The 19547-nt window shown below is 49.0% G+C and carries 18 protein-coding genes and 1 pseudogene; 4 read left to right on the top strand and 15 right to left on the bottom strand.

Translation table 11 applies throughout. From position 1 onward, the window contains the following. Positions 1-141: imidazoleglycerol-phosphate dehydratase (locus K0B01_12990; GenBank protein MBW6487055.1), on the top strand; the 141-nt coding region annotated here is incomplete at its 5' end. On the opposite strand, the pseudogene K0B01_12985 reads toward K0B01_12990, so the two are convergent. The 15 genes and pseudogenes from K0B01_12985 to K0B01_12915 form a co-directional block, all read right to left on the bottom strand. After that, positions 131-493: pseudogene (locus K0B01_12985) on the bottom strand (ABC transporter substrate-binding protein). The gene K0B01_12990 and the pseudogene K0B01_12985 sit on opposite strands and share 11 nt — an antisense overlap. Before the next feature lie 292 nt (positions 494-785). Further along, a complete protein-coding gene (locus K0B01_12980) occupies positions 786-1583 on the bottom strand; it encodes an ABC transporter ATP-binding protein (protein MBW6487054.1) in 798 nt (265 codons plus the stop codon). A gap of 101 nt (positions 1584-1684) precedes the next feature. Further along, positions 1685-3046 (bottom strand): ABC transporter substrate-binding protein, encoded by a 1362-nt coding sequence (locus K0B01_12975; protein ID MBW6487053.1) that lies wholly within the window; start codon positions 3044-3046, stop codon positions 1685-1687. A gap of 68 nt (positions 3047-3114) precedes the next feature. Then, positions 3115-4176 (bottom strand): branched-chain amino acid ABC transporter permease, encoded by a 1062-nt coding sequence (locus tag K0B01_12970; protein ID MBW6487052.1) that lies wholly within the window; start codon positions 4174-4176, stop codon positions 3115-3117. 4 nt (positions 4177-4180) lie between these two features. After that, the gene (locus K0B01_12965) at positions 4181-5068 is read right to left on the bottom strand and encodes a branched-chain amino acid ABC transporter permease (protein MBW6487051.1); all 888 of its coding nucleotides are present in this window, start codon (positions 5066-5068) and stop codon (positions 4181-4183) included. A 50-nt stretch (positions 5069-5118) separates the two neighbouring features. After that, positions 5119-5991, bottom strand: coding sequence for an ABC transporter ATP-binding protein (locus tag K0B01_12960; GenBank protein MBW6487050.1), 873 nt, complete (start codon positions 5989-5991; stop codon positions 5119-5121). Positions 5992-5998: 7 nt separating this feature from the next. Further along, a complete protein-coding gene (locus K0B01_12955) occupies positions 5999-7948 on the bottom strand; it encodes an AMP-binding protein (GenBank protein MBW6487049.1) in 1950 nt (649 codons plus the stop codon). Positions 7949-7967: 19 nt separating this feature from the next. Beyond that, a complete protein-coding gene (locus tag K0B01_12950) occupies positions 7968-8567 on the bottom strand; it encodes a hypothetical protein (protein MBW6487048.1) in 600 nt (199 codons plus the stop codon). Between the two features lie 664 nt (positions 8568-9231). Next, positions 9232-9822, bottom strand: coding sequence for a hypothetical protein (locus K0B01_12945; GenBank protein ID MBW6487047.1), 591 nt, complete (start codon positions 9820-9822; stop codon positions 9232-9234). A gap of 107 nt (positions 9823-9929) precedes the next feature. After that, entirely contained in the window at positions 9930-10739 is an 810-nt protein-coding gene (locus K0B01_12940) for an ABC transporter ATP-binding protein (protein ID MBW6487046.1), read from the bottom strand. 15 nt (positions 10740-10754) lie between these two features. Next, entirely contained in the window at positions 10755-12008 is a 1254-nt protein-coding gene (locus K0B01_12935) for an ABC transporter substrate-binding protein (GenBank protein ID MBW6487045.1), read from the bottom strand. A gap of 214 nt (positions 12009-12222) precedes the next feature. Continuing rightward, positions 12223-13323, bottom strand: a complete 1101-nt coding sequence (locus tag K0B01_12930; GenBank protein MBW6487044.1) for a branched-chain amino acid ABC transporter permease — start codon at positions 13321-13323, stop codon at positions 12223-12225. A 31-nt stretch (positions 13324-13354) separates the two neighbouring features. Then, a complete protein-coding gene (locus K0B01_12925) occupies positions 13355-14239 on the bottom strand; it encodes a branched-chain amino acid ABC transporter permease (GenBank protein ID MBW6487043.1) in 885 nt (294 codons plus the stop codon). Positions 14240-14353: 114 nt separating this feature from the next. Next, positions 14354-16282, bottom strand: coding sequence for an AMP-binding protein (locus tag K0B01_12920; protein MBW6487042.1), 1929 nt, complete (start codon positions 16280-16282; stop codon positions 14354-14356). Next, complete coding sequence (locus tag K0B01_12915) at positions 16266-17075, bottom strand: ABC transporter ATP-binding protein (protein MBW6487041.1); 810 nt, start codon at positions 17073-17075, stop codon at positions 16266-16268. The genes K0B01_12920 and K0B01_12915 overlap by 17 nt, the downstream gene beginning before the upstream one ends. 538 nt (positions 17076-17613) lie before the next feature. Here K0B01_12915 and K0B01_12910 point away from each other — a divergent pair. The 3 genes from K0B01_12910 to K0B01_12900 all read left to right on the top strand — a co-directional run. Further along, positions 17614-18477 (top strand): DUF4338 domain-containing protein, encoded by an 864-nt coding sequence (locus K0B01_12910; protein MBW6487040.1) that lies wholly within the window; start codon positions 17614-17616, stop codon positions 18475-18477. Then, entirely contained in the window at positions 18474-18920 is a 447-nt protein-coding gene (locus K0B01_12905; GenBank protein MBW6487039.1) for a hypothetical protein, read from the top strand. Before K0B01_12910 ends, K0B01_12905 begins: the two co-directional genes overlap by 4 nt. Further along, positions 18907-19547 (top strand): transposase (locus K0B01_12900; protein ID MBW6487038.1); only part of this gene is annotated, 641 nt, incomplete at its 3' end. The genes K0B01_12905 and K0B01_12900, both read left to right, overlap by 14 nt.

Below are 19547 nucleotides of genomic sequence, written 5' to 3'. Positions count from 1 at the left end.
GACGACCACCACTTGGTCGAGGATATCGGCATCTGCCTCGGGAAGGCTGTCCGGAAGGCTCTTGGCGACAGGGAGGGGATAAGCCGTTATGGTTCGGCGGTTGTTCCGATGGATGAAAGCCTGAGTCAGTCCTATCTTTAGCGACCATTGGCGCCAGGGCTTCCGTGTCGTCCGTTCCCCAGCCTATTATTGCTATAACGCCTTTCGACGTCATTTCTTTGTATGCGGATATTGCCTCCGGGACTTTATATGCGTAATCAAAAGCGATAAATTCTATCTTTTTGCCGTGCACTCCGCCGTGTTTGTTGACGTACTTGATGTACTCTCTCACTCCTTCGGCATAGGGTACGCCAACGTCACTGGTGATGCCGGTGATATCGAAGATGCCGCCTATCTTGATGGACTGCTGAGCGTATCCTGCTTTGCCGAGCAATAAAAAAAATAAAACGGCCGGCAAAGATTTTTTCATTAGAAGAGATTTGAGAAATGCCATAGAACTTGGACTTTAACAACGGCTTTGAAACGGGTCTCACTGATCTAAGATAACCCTTTTCGAAGCTAATAATGATGCTCTCGTAAAAAGTCACGAGAGCCTCCCTTTTTTGGTCGTGTGAAAAAAACGACCTCCATAATTGCCCTACAATCGACTTTTTCATGCTTGTGAATGGTTTGATGACCCCTGAAAAAATCGTTTTTTACGAATCAGCGACTTTTTGACGAGGCCATCAATAATCAATTATCTTTTATATTATCAAGATAGTTCAAAGATACAGATCCGAGTTCTTTTATCCAAGCCACCTTTTGCGGCGTTTGTAATGCTTTACATCCCGATAGCTTCTCTTGCTTCCCGCTCCGGTAAAACCGAGATAGAACTCTTTGACGTCCTCGTTATTCTTCAATTTATCCGCAGGCCCGTCCAATACGATCCTGCCGTTTTCCATCACATACCCGTACTGCGATAATTCCAGCGCGATATTGGCATTTTGCTCAACTAAAAGTATAGATACTTTTTCCTTAAGATTGATTCTCTTTACAATATCGGCGATTTCTCTAACCAGTAAAGGAGAAAGCCCCATGGAAGGCTCATCGAGGAGCATAATCTTGGGATGACCCATCAAGCAGCGAGCCATCGCGACCATCTGCTGCTCTCCTCCGGAAGTATAACCTGCCGTGTTGTGTCTGATCTCCGCAAGCCTAGGAAAATAGTGATAGACCATATCCAAATCTTGTTTCCTTTGTGCGCTGCTCTGTTTTATGATGAGTCCGCCTGCGCGCACATTTTCTTCAACGGTGAGGTGTTCCGCCAAACGTCTCCCCTCGAGCACCTGAAGGATTCCCATCCTTGCTATATCCTCAGGGTAAAATTTGTGGATGGGTTTGCCGTCATAGAAAACGCCTCCGTCCGTTACCTCTCCCTCCTCGGTCTTCAGCAGTCCGGAGATGGCCTTGAGAGTGGTTGTCTTCCCGGCGCCGTTAGCCCCTAAGATGCAGGAAAACCCTCCCTCTTCGAGCTGGATATTAACCCCTTTTAAAACCAAAATCGTATTGAGATACTTTACCTCAACATTTTTCAATTCCAGCATGGAGATTCCTCTCTTAAAAAAGGAATAAATAATGGGGGAGAGTTTATACTCCTCCATCAAGGGCGACCGAAGTCGCCCTTTTATACAGGCAAACTTTTTTTCTATTTCACAGGGACGTAATTGATGTTGATCTTCTCATCCTTAAACAGTCCCTTTGCCACCATTTCATCAGGAACAAGCCTTGGCACCTTGTACCACGGAGAAAGAACGACCACCTTGCCGTTCTTAATGCCGACGATTCGGTCGTGGTTTGCCAGACGGCGGTCGTCTTTTCCTGCGGGCGCGCTCTGATATTTGCTTGTCGTGCCATGAGCATTATAGCCTGCCAGGGTTTGAATGCCCAGCTCTTTTACGTCTTTCCCCGTGATTTTGTTACAGGCTGTCGCTAAATCGACTTTGTCCCTTTTCATAATGCCGTTTAAGGCTCTTCGCACGGATTCCAGCATATTGGCTTTCATCCGGATGCCGCGCATGTATTGAATATTGGGCATGGAAGGGTCTTTGCGGTATTTGTCGTTCAGCATCTTCGCAAATTTGACGCCGGGTTCATTCGGTTCCGCGGCCGGTACAAAGACCGGTTGGGCGCACAGATAGCCCTCGGCCGATTTTGGACCGACAATATTCAACAGCTGATCAGCAGGGGCCCAGAGATTGGCCATAAGGACCATCTTATCGGACAGGCCAAGTTTCTGGATGCCCTTCTGGATGACGGCAGGGGTTTGAACAATAGAATTTGACCAGATGATATCTATGCCGCGTTTCTCAAAATCGGAGAGGAACCCCATAATTTCCGGATCTGTCGGCATCAATGTGCAGAATCTCTCAGCTACAACCTCGTATTTTCCGGTTTTTTGGCCGTGTCTTTTCGTCGGTTCAATGGCGCCCCGGCCATACGCGGTGTCCCAGGTAAGATGGGCCACTTTAGCCTTTATGCCCTTTCCCCTCTTGGGCCAGAGGTTGTCGATATAATATTCAATAGCCCCGGCGGCTGATTCCCCATAGCTCCAGCAGTCCATGTAATTCCACGCGGGCGGATAGAGCTGGGGATCACTGAATCCGATTCCGTAAGCAACAATCTGATCCCTTTCCAGGATAGGCTTGATCATCTCCTGGTTTGGAGAAGACCACATCTCTATGATGGTGGGTTTCGGTTTTCCCATTCTGAATCTTTTGTAGGCAGACATGAAACGGGCGTCAACGTTTCCGAACTCCGCCCACTTATATTCAACGTCTACATCACCCTTCCCATCTCCATCAACATCCAGGCCTCCCTGCTCCTTAATCCAAGCAAGGTAGTCCTTGCCTCCCTTTTCGGAAGGAATCGCAATGGGCGCATAGGCGCCCGTCAGGTCAGTGATGTTATGGATGGTTATGGATGGTTTCGCATTGGCGTTGATCGAGAAAAAGAAAATAAATACGCCCAATGCACCCAGTAATAAAAGAAGCTTGTTTTTCTTTTGCATGTTTTCTCCCTCCTTGTTCTTTTAGATGAATCCGAAATTTGACCTCTTTTTCGCCATACGGTTTGTCCCTAATAAGGAAATGGGTGAAGACGGTAAGATCTTTTAATCATTTCCCAGCGGTGCGAAATTCCTCTTGGTTCAAATACCAAAAAAATGATGATAATTAACGAGTAAAAGAGCAGTGAAAATGCCGCCGAGGCGTAGAAGGCGGCGCCTCCTAACAATGAATCCGCCAGCGGGGTAACAAGGGTGCTTAGCTCATCCATGACTTTCCATACGACTGCCCCTGCGATAGCGCCGAATATGCTGCCGAACCCGCCGACTACAAGAAATCCGAGATACCATATGGAATCGTCCAGGCCGAACCATTCGACATTGACATATTCGTAGTAGGCCCCTCCAACAGCTCCTGAAACTCCCGCAAAGAAGCAGCCGATCCCGAATGCGAGTATCTTTGTTGACCCGACATTTATTCCCATGAGTTCCGCAGCGATATCATTATCTCTGACGGCGACAAGGGATCGCCCCAGTTTTGTCCTGGCCAGATTTGTGGCCAGATACGTCATGATAACGGTTACCGTCAGCGCAAGAAAATAATAGTTGCGGTCCTCCATGAAATCAATTCCGAAGAGCATTCCGGGCCTGCTCATATACATTCCATCCGTTCCGTTGGTTACGGAACGCCAGTTGCTTATGACATAGACGATGACGAAATGTGCCGCCAATGTGGCAAACGCAAGATATAATCCCTTCATCCTCAGCGCGGGAATCCCGAATACGATGCCGACAGCCATTGCAACCAAACCGGAAAAGGGCAGCGCGAGCCAGAAGCTGAAACCAAAATATTTCTGTAGAATGGCGACCGTATACATTCCGATGCCCATAAATGCGGCATGCCCGATCGAGATCTGACCGCTGTAACCTGTAATGATCTGGAGGCCCAACATTCCAATGACAAAGGCACAGATCGGGGTAAGAATCGAAATTCCGTAGTCGCCGATTAGAAAGGGGAAGGCATACATCGCGATAATGAAGAGTACCAAGAGCACTTTTCGCATCGGGGTCCGGTAAAGTTCCTTGGCTTGGAAGTAATTCCGGTCAAAGGTTCCGCAAGGTCTGTTGATGTTCATAATGCTATAACCTTTCTATTCTTACCAAACCAAAAAGGCCGTATGGTTTGATGAAAAGGACGAGCAGCAGAAAGACAAAGGGGATCATCATCGTTGTTTCGCCCGGCAGAAGAGGCGCTATATAGGTGATAGTCAACATCTGAAGAATCCCTATCGTAAGGCCGGCAACGATAGCCCCCGGAAAGGATTCCAAGCCTCCGAAGAGCACCGCGGCGATGGCAACGATGCCGTTGGCGTCCAGCGCAAGTCCCACTCCTTGAATATTTCCCAGCAACATCCCCGCGATTGAGGCGATGATACAGGAAATGATCCAACTATACTGGAAGATGCGCTTGACGTTGATTCCCAAATTTTGCGCCACGACATGATCTTCATGGACGACCCTCATTCCCAGACCGGTTCTTGTTTTTTGGTAAAACAATATCAGCGCTGCAATAATCACCGCGCATAATATGAAGGCATAGACTTGAATCTGTGGGAGGTGCAAAAATCCAACTTTCCAGGCCCCTACCGGCAAAAAGGATTCGCCGAAGCCCTGTACATCCCCTTTTCCCATCAGGATCCCCACGCCCCTTAAAAAAAGCATCAGCGATAAGGTAACCACGATAGGGGCCAGAATGGGCTGTCCTACCAGAGGGCGCATGAATGCCCTTTCAATGAACATCCCCAAAATCGCTCCCCCCGCGCAGGTGATGATAAATCCAAGCCATATCGGGAGATGCCATGCTATTATGCAATACCACATGATATAGGCGCCGATGATCAGAACCGCGGCCTGGGAAAATGGAAAGACGCGGGTGGATTTATAGATGACAACATAACTGACGGCTATTAAGGCATAGATCCCCCCGCTGGAAATGCCCAAAACGATCGATTTGATGATTTCTTCCATTCCGCACTCCTTATAAATAAAGCAGTAAATTGGCCTCTTTCATCCCCTTTTTATCCGGTTCCTAAATAGGCCGAAATAACCTTCTTATTTTGCTTAATCTCCTCGGGGGTACCTTCCGCAATCTCATTGCCGAAATCGAGAACAAATATCCGATCCGCAATGTCCATCACCACGCCCATATCGTGTTCAATCAATACAACCGGGATCTTCAAAAATTCATTAATATCGATAATAAAACGGGCCATGTCTTCCTTTTCATCAACATTCATCCCCGCCATGGGTTCGTCAAGGAGGAGCACTCTCGGCTCCAGAGCCAGGGCGCGTCCCAGTTCGACCCGCTTTCTTAATCCATAGGCCAGCATTCCCACAACGGATCCCCTTACATGTTCCAATTCCAGGAAATCAATGATGTCCTCGGCAACGGCCCGCTGAAAGGCCTCTTCTCTATTTGCCCAGGGGAAATAAATCATCCCGGTGAGGAAGTTATAATCGATGTGGGGATGTCTTCCGGCAATAATATTATCGGTTACCGTCAAACCGCTATACAGGGCAATATTCTGGAAAGTCCGGCATATGCCGAGTTCGGCAATTTTATGGGAAGAAAGATGGGTAATTTTTTTATTGTTGAAATAGACGTCGCCCCGTTGGGGTCTATAGAAGCCGCTGATCACATTAAGGAGGGATGTTTTTCCCGCGCCGTTCGGGCCGATGATCGCCAGAATTTCGCTTTCCCTGACGTCAACGGTAACATCGTTCAAGGCTTGCAGCTTGCCGAAGCCAAGGCTGATATTCTCCGCTTTAAGCAGCGCCTTTTCTTCACCTTCATTTTGATGGGCCAGCGGTCGTTTCTTCTCAATGCATTCACGCAGAAGCGCCAGGCCATAGCTGTATCTCTGCTCTCGTTTTTTTGTGATATCTTGCATGTTTTTTTTACCCTTGGATTGACTCGATATAAATCGGGAGCTTCATCGTGGATTTTCTGCCATCCCGGTAGGTGATCGTCGTTTCAATATCAACCACATCCTTTCCCTGATACATGGCTTCAACAATGTTTTCATAACGTTTCTCAACAAAGTCCCGCCGCAATTTACGGGTTCGAGTCAGCTCGGCCTCGTCCGGGTCGAAATCCTTATGGAGGACGATGAACCTTTTCACCCGGGTTGTTTCGGGCAAGGTTGTATTGGTTTTCTGGATGATCCCGGATAAAAGTTTTCTTACCTCGGGTTTTTGCGAGAATTCCGTAAGAGACGTATAGGCGATATGGTTCCTCTCCGCCCATCTGCCTGTATTCTCAAAATCCATATTAAGAATCGCGGTCACGAAATCTTTATCGTTCCCGATGACCATCGCATCCTTTAGAAAGGGGCTGAACTTCAGACGGCCTTCGATATAAGTAGGGGAAAACTTCTCGCCGCTCTTCAACTTCTGCATGTCTCTAACCCTGTCGATGATGTAAAGCTCCCCTTCTTCATCCATGTACCCGCCATCGCCGGTGTGGAAATAGCCGTTTTTAAAACTTTTCTCGGTTTCTTCAGGCCGTTTATAATATCCCTGCACTACTCCTACGCCGCCGAGCAGTATCTCACCATCCTCGGTAATTCTTACCTCGACGCCGGGAAAAGGCTGCCCCGATCCTTCGGAACGGTAATATTCGTTTTCCAACTGGAGGACATCAACGCCGGAAACCTCCGTGGAACCATAGCCCTGGACAATCGGAACGCCGATCGCCCTCATCAGTTTGAAATTATCCGGGCTGAGGGCGGTTCCGGCGGTTATCGGAATTTTGACTTTTGTCATGCCGATTTTGTCCTGTAAATGTCTGAAAACAACCCAGTAGCCAATGAAAAACAGAAACCGCCACAACCAACCTACTTTTTGCCGGTCTTGTTGTTTTTGCGCAATGGTGTAACCCACAGGCAGAAACAAATTATAAAGGGACCTTTTCCAGAATGGGGCGTCGATCATTTTGGCCTGGATTTCCGAGCAGATCATCTCCCACTGTCTTGCCCCGAGAAGAATAACCCCGGGGGCTATTTCACGAAGATCGGATTTGACGGTTTCCGCCTTTTCAATAAAGTTGACGACCACCCCTTTTGACAAATTGGGTACAACGGTAAAGATCTGTTCCCCTATCCATGCCGGCGGCAGGAAAGAGAGGTTTTCAGCCTTTTCACTCCACGGGATGGCCGCGTCCCACCCTTTGAATAAATTCAGCAGATTCCCATAAGTAACGATGGATCCCTTTGGCTGGCCGGTTGTTCCCGAGGTATAAAGCAGAACCGCGGTATCACTCGCCTTTGTTTTGTTGATGTATTCGTCGAAAAAATTGGGATGTGCTGCTTCATACTCTTTTCCCAACTCCATCATATCATCGAAGCCGATCAAATAAGTGTCATCATAGTTCCACATTCCCTTGGCGATCCAAAAGATCACTTTTTCAACTTTTGGGATTTGGTCCTTAATGGAGAGGATTTTATCTACCTGTTCCTGATCGTCAACCATCACGATTTTTGCATCGGAATGTTCGATAATAAACTGAAGTTCGGCAGGGGTGGCGTCTGTATATAAACCGACCGAAGCCCCCCCCAGACTTTGCGCGGAAGTCTGTCCCCAGAACCATTCGGGGGCGTTCTCTCCGCAGATTGCAATCCTGTCGCCGTGTCCGAAACCCAGACTTGCCAGACCACCGGCAAACCATTTGGTTCGTTCATAAAAGTCCTTCCAGGTAAGTTCCCGCCAGTATCCATAGTCTTTATACCGGTAGGCAACCTTCTTGTCTCCCCATTTGTTGTAGTTACGCTTTAGTAATTTGGGAAATGTGTCTTCATCCGGAAGAGATTGAAACCTGCTCCATGTTTCCTGAGTAATTGATTGAGCCATTCTTCTGTCACCATTTCATTTATAGACCCGGAACCTTGAATTCGGCCTTAAACTGTTTGTAAACGGGTTTTAGCTCCGGGCAATCGGGAAGGGAGGTCGTAACGTTTCCGGTGATAAGAAAAGGCCTCTGATCTTTCCCCAAGTCCGCCCAAAGTTCCATCAGTTTGCCGACAACCCCTTTAAGACCTTCCTCTCCACCGACACCTCGCAGTGCGTAAGAACCGAGGGTCGCTCCGTAGATGTAAGGCACTGTCGAGGACCAGGACAATTCGCCCCCTGCGGGAATCCAGGCGTTTGGCATAGTACTTGCGCAAATAATCGTTTTGTCGGCGGTGCCGTCATCGACCTTGACTTCATAGTAGAGATCTTCGACCTTGGCGAGAACATTGTTGGGGTTGGTAAGTTTGAAATTGACCTCGAAAACGAGAGTGTCCCATTTCTGGTAAGGTGGTTTCGGCGCTGTGTCGTTCAGCCTGGCAACGCTTTCAACAACCACTGAAACAGGTTGAATTTTGGTGGCAGTGGCACCTTTTGTCTGTACTCCTGCACACGAAACCAAAATCAATCCTGTCGCAAAAAACATGACACTTAACAATGAAATTATAGCTTTCCTTTTCATATCTCCCTCCTTCATTTGGTTTGCGTCTTGCCTGCACGATTAAAAACCAAAACGATCTATCTGTTTATTCCTGAGTCATTCCCGCCGGGAAAAAACGTCCTCCTTATAGGCCTTGCATAATTCGCATTCTTCTGGCCCCTGGCATGGAAACGCGCCGGGATTTTCTTTGGTAACGACCTGATGTCTTTGATAATAACCGCAACGGGTCTTTCCACCCCCGTAAACAATGATGGGAACCCACCTCTTCACTTTGTCACAAAACAATGTCGTCGACGTTAATTTCCAATTCATGAAAGCTATCCTTTGGGGGCATTCTTTTTACATTCAAGTGGTTGCTATGTGAGTCAATTTTGATGATCTCGTCAAAAGTCAGAATTTACCAAATCAAACTCCGTAACTTACGATAATTACATAGTGCGAATTTCGAAAAAGCGTCGTTTTCAGACTTATTACGAGTTCATTGAATTTGTAGTTTTGCAATTGGCTCTGTATAATGTATTTTAAAAGGTTTGTTCTTGATCCTAACAAAACATTATTTCTTTGTCAAGAGGTAATTGCAAAAGTCTCACGGATCCATCACCCCTGGAATTCTGAACACAGTCCTCCTCATCCCTTCTTCCCTCTGTTATCCAAAAAAGAGGAAGAAGGGATGAGAGAGCTTGTTTCATTTGGCAACCTTGGCAGCGAAGGGAACCACTTTCTGCACGCCGTCGGCGGTGAAGGTTGCAGATCCCTTGTAGACTTCTATGGGAACGGTGTTATTCGGAATTCCCGTCCACCATTCTTCAAGAAGGGCCCAGGGGTTAGTTTTTCGCTCCTTGACCTTCTCGGCATTCGGAAGCAGAAGGCCTAAAAGCCCCTGGTGGACATCGAGTATTGACATGACTGTGAGTTGATTGGTTTTTCCGGCGGGAATCCACTGGGTGTCAAAAGAATTGACCATATTTACATCAAAACCATCAAAGACAACTGTAAATCCGAAACCATCCAATTTAACCGGATAATCGTTGGGATTTGTGATGTTAAAGAGGAAAGCCAGTGGAAGCACCGCGCTGTTCGCGCCCGCCTTGCCTTTTGTTGGAGTTATAGCGCCCCCGTAATACCAATAGCCGTTATATTGGGTTACCTGCGCTGATTCAAGGGCTATCACCGGCGCCTTAAAATTCGCCTCGGTAGGTTTTGTCGGTATTCCTGCACACGAAACCAAAAACAATCCTATCGCAAAAATATAGGCAATCATTAATACTCTTTTCATTATTAAACCTCCTTCCATTGCTTAAGAAAAACGTGGCCGCTCTGCGCGTCGCGTGTCCGTATGGTGGCAAATTACACCTGTTTGCGAAAGGCAACAGGGTCGCGGTATCATGTTAGCCATCTTTTCCTTCTTTTGTAATGCTTGACATTACGAAAACTCTTTCTCTCTCCGACGTCGGAGAGACCTAAATAGAAGTCTCGAATGTCCGGGTTCTCTTTCAGTTTTTCTGAAGTATCATGCATCACAAGCCTGCCGTTTTCCAGGACGTAAGCGTAAGGCGCCACGGTCAGGGCCAATTTTACATTCTGTTCTACAAGCAGGATAGGGATCTTCTCTTCATGATTGAGCTTCGTGATAATATCGAAGATCTCTTTAATAAGCAGAGGAGCGAGACCCATAGAAGGCTCATCGAGAAGCATTAATTGAGGTTGCGCCATCAAAGCCCGTCCAATGACCGTCATCTGTTGTTCTCCGCCGCTGATATAACCGGCCACTTCACTACGCTTTTGCTTTAGTCGGGGGAAGTAGTGATAGACCATTTCCAGGCCTTCCTTCGTCGAGCCGATTTTTCTCAGATGAGCCCCGACTTTAAGATTCTCTTCTACGGTCAGATGTTCAAAAACCTTGCGGCCTTCGATGACCTGAATGATGCCCCTCTTGGAAATCTCCATCGCGGATTTTTTATGGATGCGCTCTCCTTTAAACTCGATGGAGCCATCGGTGACTGCTCCGACTTCCACCTTAAGAAGACCGGAAATGGCCTTGAGCGTCGTGCTTTTACCGGCCCCGTTTGCACCCAAAAGGGCAATAATGCCCCCTTCAGGGATCTCTAAAGAGACCCCCTTCAGGACAAGGATCACCTCCTGGTATTTGACCTCGACATTATTCAACTTCAGAATAGATTCCACTTTTTCCATCACGTTACCCCTTTTTTACCAACCGAACCATTCCTTCGCCCATTTTTCAGGCCAGCGCGATTTGACATCTATCGTTGTAACATAGTTGAAATTTCCTGATCTGAGTTCATATACCGGAACAACGCCGGTTGTGCGGTGGTCGGTTGACGTGAAGGTGACCGGGCTGGTGCCGAGGCCTCCGTCAAGAATTTGGTAATCTTTCATGGTCTCAAAACCTTTATGCAAGATGCCGGGGCCGGTCAAATCTCCCGCTTTATCCGCCCTGGTAAGCGCTTCCCGCAGCAACAGCACATTGGCCCACGCCGTTACCGTAAATTTGAGGCGGTCTTTAGCAGGGATTCCGGGGTTGTATTTTGCCGCATAATCATGAACAAGCTTCATCTGTCCCCGGTTATCTCCAAAGAAGTAAGCCGGGCCGGCGCACATTGCCCCTTCAGCGGCCTTGCCCGCCAATTTATATAAATTTTCATCATATCCCCAGTAGTTTACCAGCCAGTCAGCTCCGAGCCCAAGGGCATACGCATCTCTCATTGTAGACGCAACGCACATGGTTGTGTTTCCGTGCCATAAAACATCTGGTTTAAACTTCTTGAGCGCCATGATCTGGCTCTTCGAATCCATGGAGGTAAGAGCGACATCCTGATCATCGCCCAGCTCAAAACCGAGCAGCGCAGCCTGATTCTTGATTGCCTTTATAGGGGCGCTTGAATAAGGGGCGGGGAAAGCGTATACACAGGCAAACCGTGGCTTCCTCTTCCCGTAATCCTTATTTTTGGGCCATCTTGTCTCAAACCATGCGGTCAGCGCGGCGCGCGCCTGAGTAGAATAGTCCGGCGCAAAAAACAGATTATAGCCTGTCTTGGCCGGATTGTTGAGATGGGCCGAAAAAGACGCGGACACATAGGGGATCTTATCTTTGAAAACCGTTGGTGAAAGGGCCTCCGTATCGCCCGTTCCCCATCCCTCGATAGCAATTACCCCCATCCGTTTGAGGAAGTTATACTTTGTAATAGCCTCCGGGATACGATAGCCGTAGTCAAACCAGGTGTATTTAATCTTTTTTCCGTTAATTCCGCCCGTATTATTAACATAATTAAATGCTTCCGCCAAACCAAGGGCATAGTCCTTGCCCACGTCTGAAGTCGCGCCGGTGCAATCCGTCAGACCGCCGATTTTTATTTTTATTTCCTGGGCCAATAGTGATGAAACAAAAAAGCTCATGGTCAGGAATGCCAAAACAACTGTAAAGAATTTAATTTTGTTTCTCATCGCTCACCTCCATAAATATAGTATAAAACTAAACATAACAGATAATTCCTCCCTTGCTCCCACTATCCGAGGACGTAACCACCCCCTTTTTCAACCGCGCCCTTCGCGCTGTCTGCCACAGGCATGAATTCCGTCCGCAAAATTCTCACGGTCACGGATATCGGATAAGCCTGCGCACCGAAACGCCAGCATTTCAGCATACAGGCATGGTACGTCAATAAGAAAACGGCCACAAATTAAAATAGTTTTTGATTTGCCACCAGCGGTAACTGAGACCTCTTGGTTGGAAGATCAAAAAGACGCAGATGGCCAAGCCAAAAACCGATTCCTTGATATAGAGAAATTTAATCATGAGGTCCGGATAAACATCGCCTAACAACATCACACCGTATTGGATGAATTCCATGATCAACACCATGAATACGGAGCCGAAAATGACCCCGTGGATGGACCCCACTCCGCCGATGAGAATAACGCCTACCAGCCAGAGGGACCAAAACCAGGGGAAATGTTCCGGACTGAGGGCGGCGGTATTGCTGACCCAGAAGGCTCCGGCAAGGCCGGCAATAAATCCTGCCACAAAAAAATTGAGCAGTTTATACCAGATGATGTTTATTCCCATCGTTTCGGCGGCAATGTCATTGTCCCGGATGGCAATCCATGCCCTTCCTACCTTTGAACGAAGGAGGTTGGCGAAGATCATGACACTGAGGGTGAGCAGGACAGCCATTAAAAAATAGGTCTTTAATTCGCTGTCAATGACCCACGGCCCGATCTTGATCGTCCCGGGAGGCAGGGAGAAGGCCTGTCCTCGCCCGCCGATCTGACTGACATATTGCGTGATGAGAAAATCAACAGTAATGAACTGCGCTGCCATGGTGGTCAGGATGAGGTAAAAACCTTTAACCTTGGCCGAGGGAAGACCGAACAGCACGCTCCAGAGGCCGGCCAAGATGCCCGCAATGATAATACTGATTGGATAGGCAAGTCCCCAGTCGACAAGGATTTGAGGCCAGGGAAATTGAAGAATCAAGAGCGTGCTTGTATAAGCTCCCACGGCAATAAATGCGGCATGTCCAAGGGTGACCAGGCCGGCATAGCCTATCAATATTTGCACGCCAAGGGCTCCCATGGCCGTGTACCCTATCATGTTGGCCACGCCGAACCAGTATCCGGTTAAGGTTAACGGAAATATAATAAACACAAGCGCCAGAAGGAGAATCATTTTCCCCTTGATCACCGGAGTCTGCCACCAACCATGATCCTCGGAATATTTTTGATGGTAAAGGCCGCAAGGCAGCCAGACGTTAGACATGAGAAAGCCTCCTGTGTTGCAAAGTAGTTATCTACATTCTTTCAATGCGTTCCCAGCCCCAGAATCCATAAGGTTTGAACAACATAAAAACCACCATGAAGGCAAAGGGGAAAACTTCTTTGACTCCTCCGGGAAAATACTGGTCAAGGTAAGTCCCGGATAGATTCTGGAGCACGCCGATCGTAATTCCTCCTAAGACGGCTCCGGGGATGGAATTAAGACCTCCCAGAACGACCGCCGGCAGGACAAGCAAACCGAGATACCCGGTGGAAATATTGACCCCGTTGATATTTCCAAGAAGCGCGCCGCCGACTCCCGCGGACATAAAGGCGATCGCCCAGGCCGCGGCATAAACGAACCGGGCGCTTACGCCGACCGAGAGCGCGGCCGTCTCGTCGTCGGCGGTGGCCTGCATGGCCAGGCCCCAGTGTGAATATTTGAAGAATGCGGAAAACAAAAGAAACAGCACGATGGCCAGAATGAACGACCAGAGATAAACACTGGAGATTTTAATAAAGCCTATCTCGATGGGCTCAAGAGAAAAGACAGGAGGGGTAAAGGCCCGTGTCTTGGCCTCCCAGATGAATTCTATGATCCCTTTAAAGAAGAAGGAGAGACCTACGGTCACCATCAGCACGGCCAGGATCGGTTCCCCGATCAGTCTGTCAAGAAAGATTCTTTCCACGAGGATGCCGAGGATGATCCCGATGAAAAGAGTGATGATTATGGCCAACACAAATGGAACGCCGATCTGGTAAAAGGTCAACGTGACATAGGCGCCGATCAGCGTCAACTCGCCCATGGCCAGATTCAAGACCCCGGAACATTTATAGATGAGGACCCATCCTAATGCGACCAGGGCGTAAACACCCCCGACCATGATGCCGTTGATCAAGCTCATCACGAAAAGCTCCATAAAAACCTCCCCTTTGAAGGGTACGGAATCCTGCGGTTCAACAGTCTAAGTCTTCTTGAGCTGTGATTACTTAAACGTTTGCTTCCGATAACTCCAAACCCTGTATTTTTGTCACTATACATCCAGTGCTTTAAGATCGGTCTTAATGTGAACGACCCGCCCATCCTCGTACGTGATATCCGTGTCCATATGGATACTTTGCACACCGGAATAGAGACCGTTAACAATATCCTTATATCGTTCTACGACAAATTCCCGTCTTAACTTGCTTGTTCGGGTCAGTTCATCATCATCGGCGTCAAATTCCTTGTAAAGATTGACAAATTTTTTTACTTTCGCCACAGGGGGCAAATCTTTGTTCGATTGAATAATCTCTTTTTTTACCAATTCATAAACCTCGGGCATCTGGGAAAGCTCCGAATAACTGGTATAAGTGAGATTCCCGGCCTCCGCCCATTTGCCCACCACATTGTAATCAATGCAAATTACAATGGCGACATAGGGTTTTTTGTCACCAATCGCCCAAACATTCTTAATATAAGGACTGAATTTGAGCCGCGTCTCTAAGTACTGCGGAGAAAAATTTGTTCCATCGTTTAAGATCATCACATCCTTCGTCCGGTCAAAGACAACCAGATGGCCATCGGCATCAATGAAGCCGGTATCCCCCGAATAAAGCCACCCGTCTTGCAGTGTTTTTGCCGTCGCCTCCGGATTCTTGTAATATCCCTGAAAAACGGAAGAACCTCTAGAAATGATCTCGCCTTCCGGAGTGATTTTCACCTCAGTCCCGGGAATCGGGACACCCACCGTGTCAAATTTGATATCGCCATCGCGATGAACAACCGAAATTCCGGCAATTTCCGTCTGACCGTAGATCTGCTTGAGGTTTACCCCGATGGCATGGAAGAAGCGGAAATGGTCAGGTCCCATTGCTGCCCCTCCGGTGTAAGCATCCCTTATCCTTGATAGCCCCAGGTGATCTTTCAACTTTTTATGGACAGTCCAATAGGCAAGATAATCAAGAGCCTTCCAGTACCAAGGGGCCGGCTTTTTCATAAACTCCAATTCGGCGACATAGTAGCCGATTTTCATCGCCAATTTGTAAGCCGTTCTCTTGGAGAATGAGGCATCGAGATATTTGACCTGGACGTTTCTCACCATCTGTTCATAAATGCGAGGGGGGGCGAACATCATATGGGGGCCGATTTCACGAATATTTTCCTGAGCGGTCTCAGGCTCCTCCGGAAAATTAAGCGTAAATCCAGCCAGAATTCCACAGGAGATGGACATCATCTGTTCTCCAATCCACGCAAAAGGAAGGTAGGAGACAAAGTCATCGGATTCAAAATAGGGGTCCACCCTCATCAGATTTTGACCCATGGTTAACATGTTATAATGGCTGAGAAGCGCGCCTTTGGGGAGGGATGTTGTCCCCGAGGTGTAAAATAAAAGACAGGTATCATCCGCCTTTCCCTTTGAGATCAAATCTTCAAAGAGGCCGGGCTCCTTCCTGTCCATTTCTTCTCCGATCTTCATAACTTCTTTAAGGTTGAGAAGAACAGGATCATCATAATCCCTCATCCCTTTTGGGTCATCCCAAATCACTTTTATGAGCTTGGGACACTTATCTTTAATGTTGAGAGATTTATCAACCTCTTCCTGACCTTCACCTATGATCAGTTTGGCATCGGAGTGATCAACGATATATTGCACCTCGTCAATCAGCGAATCCTGGAATAACCATACTCCTACTCCCCCTACGCACATAGTGGCTATTTCGGCCCAGAGCGCCTCCGGGCGATTATCGCCTATTATCGCAACCTTGTCCCCTCTCTCCAACCCTAAAGAAACCATTCCTAATGCAATTTTCTTCACATTTTCGTAGTATTGCTTCCAGGTGATGGGGATCCAGATTCCAAATTCCTTTTCCCGCATTGCCACTTTTTTGTCCCAATATTTTTTAGCTGTCTGCAGCCAGAACTTTGGAATAGTGGAATCTGTGGTAATTTCTATTTCTTTTACACTATCGGCGTGTAGCATAGAGGTCCTCCACTTCACCCAGATAAGCCTTGATCACACTGGGGTTGCTCTGTATCTCGGCAGGGGTTCCTTCCGCGATCTTCTCGCCAAAGTTAAGAGACATGACACGACCGGAGATATCCATCACGACCCCCATGTCGTGTTCAACCAAAACACAGGTCGTCTGCCAGCGTTTCTCTTCATTGATGTCCAAAATAAAGCGAGCCATATCCTCCACTTCTTCCAGGTTTAACCCGGCAAGAGGCTCATCTAAGAGAATGATCTTCGGATTGAGAGCCAGCGCCCTTGCCAGCTCAACTCGCTTCTGAAGCCCATAAGGAAGCATCCCTACGACCCTGTCCCTGATATGTTCAATCTCAAGAAGGTCGATGATCTCCCTTTCTATGAAATCCCGATGTTCAATTTCTTCCCGTGCCGTCTTTCCCACATAGATGGAACCACTGATCAGTCCTGATTTTAGATGAATATGGCGACCAAGGCGAATATTATCGAGCACTGTCGTTCCCTTGAAGAGTTCAATTTTCTGAAACGTCCGGGATATCCCCATTTCCGCTCTCTTATGGGGTTGTAACTTGGTGATTTCCTTGCCTTCAAAGTAGATTTGTCCCTTTTGAGGATGATAAAGGCCGTTAATACAGTTAAGCAAAACGGTTTTTCCTGCGCCGTTGGGGCCGATGATGGAAAAGATCTCCCCTTTCTTTACTCCAAAGCTTATATCCGACAGGGCCTGAACGCCTCCAAAGGCTATAGAAATGTTATCTACTTTTAATTGAAAGTCATCGGTAAGGGCCATTTTAAGAATCTCCTTCTGAAACCTTCGCGTCCGTCAAAGAAGTTATAACCTTTGGCAGGCGCACCATCAACCTCGCCGGTTCCGGGCGAATAACGGGGAGTAAATATGGTGCTTTTTGTAATTTATTTCTATGATCAATTTTTGATGAACTCGTCAAAAGTCGCTGATTCGTAAAAAACGATTTTTTCAGGGGTCATCAAACCATTCACAAGTATGAAAAAGTCGATTGTAGGGCAATTATGGAGGTCGTTTTTTTCACACGACCAAAAAAAGGCGGCTCTCGTTACTTTTGACGAGAGCATCAATTTTTTATTGAGCTTTTGTTATGAACAGGTGACGAGACGATAACAAAACATTATATCTTTGTCAAGTCAATTTTTTTGGCTCTTTAATTTTAACTACTCAGGTAGCCGCACCATGGAGCCACCGTTGACTGGCGAGTAGTATACTTCCCCCGTGAATACATGCAAAAAATAAAATTAATTTCTGCTGGACTCAAGCGAAGGAATGTTGTAGTCTATGAGCCATGGCAGAATGCATGATCATTCAAGGACGGGAATTACACGCCGAAGACATCGGGCTGATTCGATCTCTCCTGGCGGAACACGGGGAGTGGTGCCGAACGCGGATCAGCGAGGAGCTTTGCCGGCGCTGGGGCTGGCAAAATGCACAGGGCCGATTCAAAGATATGGCGGCCCGCACACTGCTGCTGAAGCTTGAACGCGCCGGGCTCATCCAACTTCCTAAGCGGCGGGGCCTTTCATCCAACGGGTTGCGTAACCGCACCCCACCCCTTGTGGCTCACGCAACCGATTCGATCCGTTGCGCATTGCGCGATCTAAGGCCTCTGGACGTGAGCATCGTCGAGCCTGGATCGGAAGACCTGCGGTTGTTCAACTGCCTATTGAGCCGTTATCACTATCTCGGCCATCGCAACACGGTAGGCGAGAACATCCGGTATCTGGCGCGCGACTGCACGGGACGGCCGGTGGGCTGTGCGCTGTTCGGCTCGGCGGCGTGGAAGTGCGGGGCGCGCGATGCCTGGATCGGCTGGGATCGCGGCAGACGAGAGGCGAACCTTGGTTTTCTGACGAACAACACGCGCTTTTTGGTGTTGCCCCGGGTCACCGTGCCGCACTTGGCCAGCCACCTGCTCGCGACTTTGGCAAGACGCATTCGCGCCGACTGGCAGGCCAAATATGGGCATCCAGTGCATGTGCTGGAAACCTTCGTGGAGAGCGATCGTTTCAAGGGAACCTGCTACCGGGCGGCCAACTGGTTGCGGCTCGGCTCGACGCAGGGACGCACCCGTAACGATCGCAACCATTGCCTCCGCGCTCCGGTCAAGGACGTGTATCTCTATCCGCTCAGCCCGGACTTCCGGCGGGAGTTAAGCGCATGATCGGCTACGAACAGGCACTGACGGTCTGCCGAACCGATCCCGAAGCGGCGGCGCGATTGCTCTGCGAGTTCTCACGCGAACTGGACCAGTTGAAGGCGGAGGTCGCCACGCTGAAAGCGGAGAACGCCGCCCTGCGCCGCGACTGCCAATCGCTTCGCGATGAACTCCAGGCGCTCAAGGAGAAAGTCGCGAAGGACTCACACAACAGCAGCAAGCCGCCGTCCTCCGACGGCCTTTGCAAACCCAAGCCCAAGAGTTTGCGCCCGCCCAGTAATCGGCCCACCGGCGGCCAACCCGGACATCCGGGCAAGACGTTGCGCATGGCGGCAATGCCGGATATTACAGTGCGTCACTCAATCGAGCGCTGCTCGGGCTGCGGACGTTCCTTGGTGAAACAGGCTCCGGACCGTGTCGAGCGCCGGCAGGTCTTTGATCTGCCTTAAGCCGAAGCTATGGGTCACCGAGCACCAAGCTGAAGTCAAAACCTGCGCCTGCGGCTGCATCAACCGTGCGGCATTCCCGCCGGAAGCCGCAGCCCCCGTGCAGTATGGTCCCCGCGTCAAGAGCGCGGCCGTCTATCTGCGCGACTACCAGTTGCTGCCCTCCGACCGGCTTACCGAGATCATGCGCGACCTCTTCGGTTGCGAGAGCTTCAGTGAGGGCGCTTTGGCAAACTTCGGCGCCGATTGCTCCCGGCGGCTCGAACCGGTCGATACACTGATCCGCGATCTGGCGGCCAAGGCCGAGGTGGCCGGCTTCGACGAGACCGGCATGCGCGCCATCGGCAGCCTGCACTGGCTGCACACCGTATCGACCCGCTGGCTCACCTGGTACTTTGCGCACAAGCGGCGCGGGCGCGAAGCCATGAACGCCGCCGACATCCTCCCCGACTTTAGGGGCTGCGCCGTACACGACTTCCGGGACGCCTACATCAAGTACGACTGCAACCACGCTTTCTGTAACGCGCACCTATTGCGCGAACTGATTTTTCTGTGGGAGGAACAGAACCAGAAGTGGGCCAAACAGATGATCGACCATCTGTTGACGATCAAGACGGCAGTCGATACCGC

This window comes from Syntrophobacterales bacterium (assembly GCA_019429105.1).
GTDB lineage: Bacteria > Desulfobacterota > Syntrophia > Syntrophales > UBA5619 > DYTH01.
This window is presented reverse-complemented; position numbering and strand designations above follow the sequence as displayed.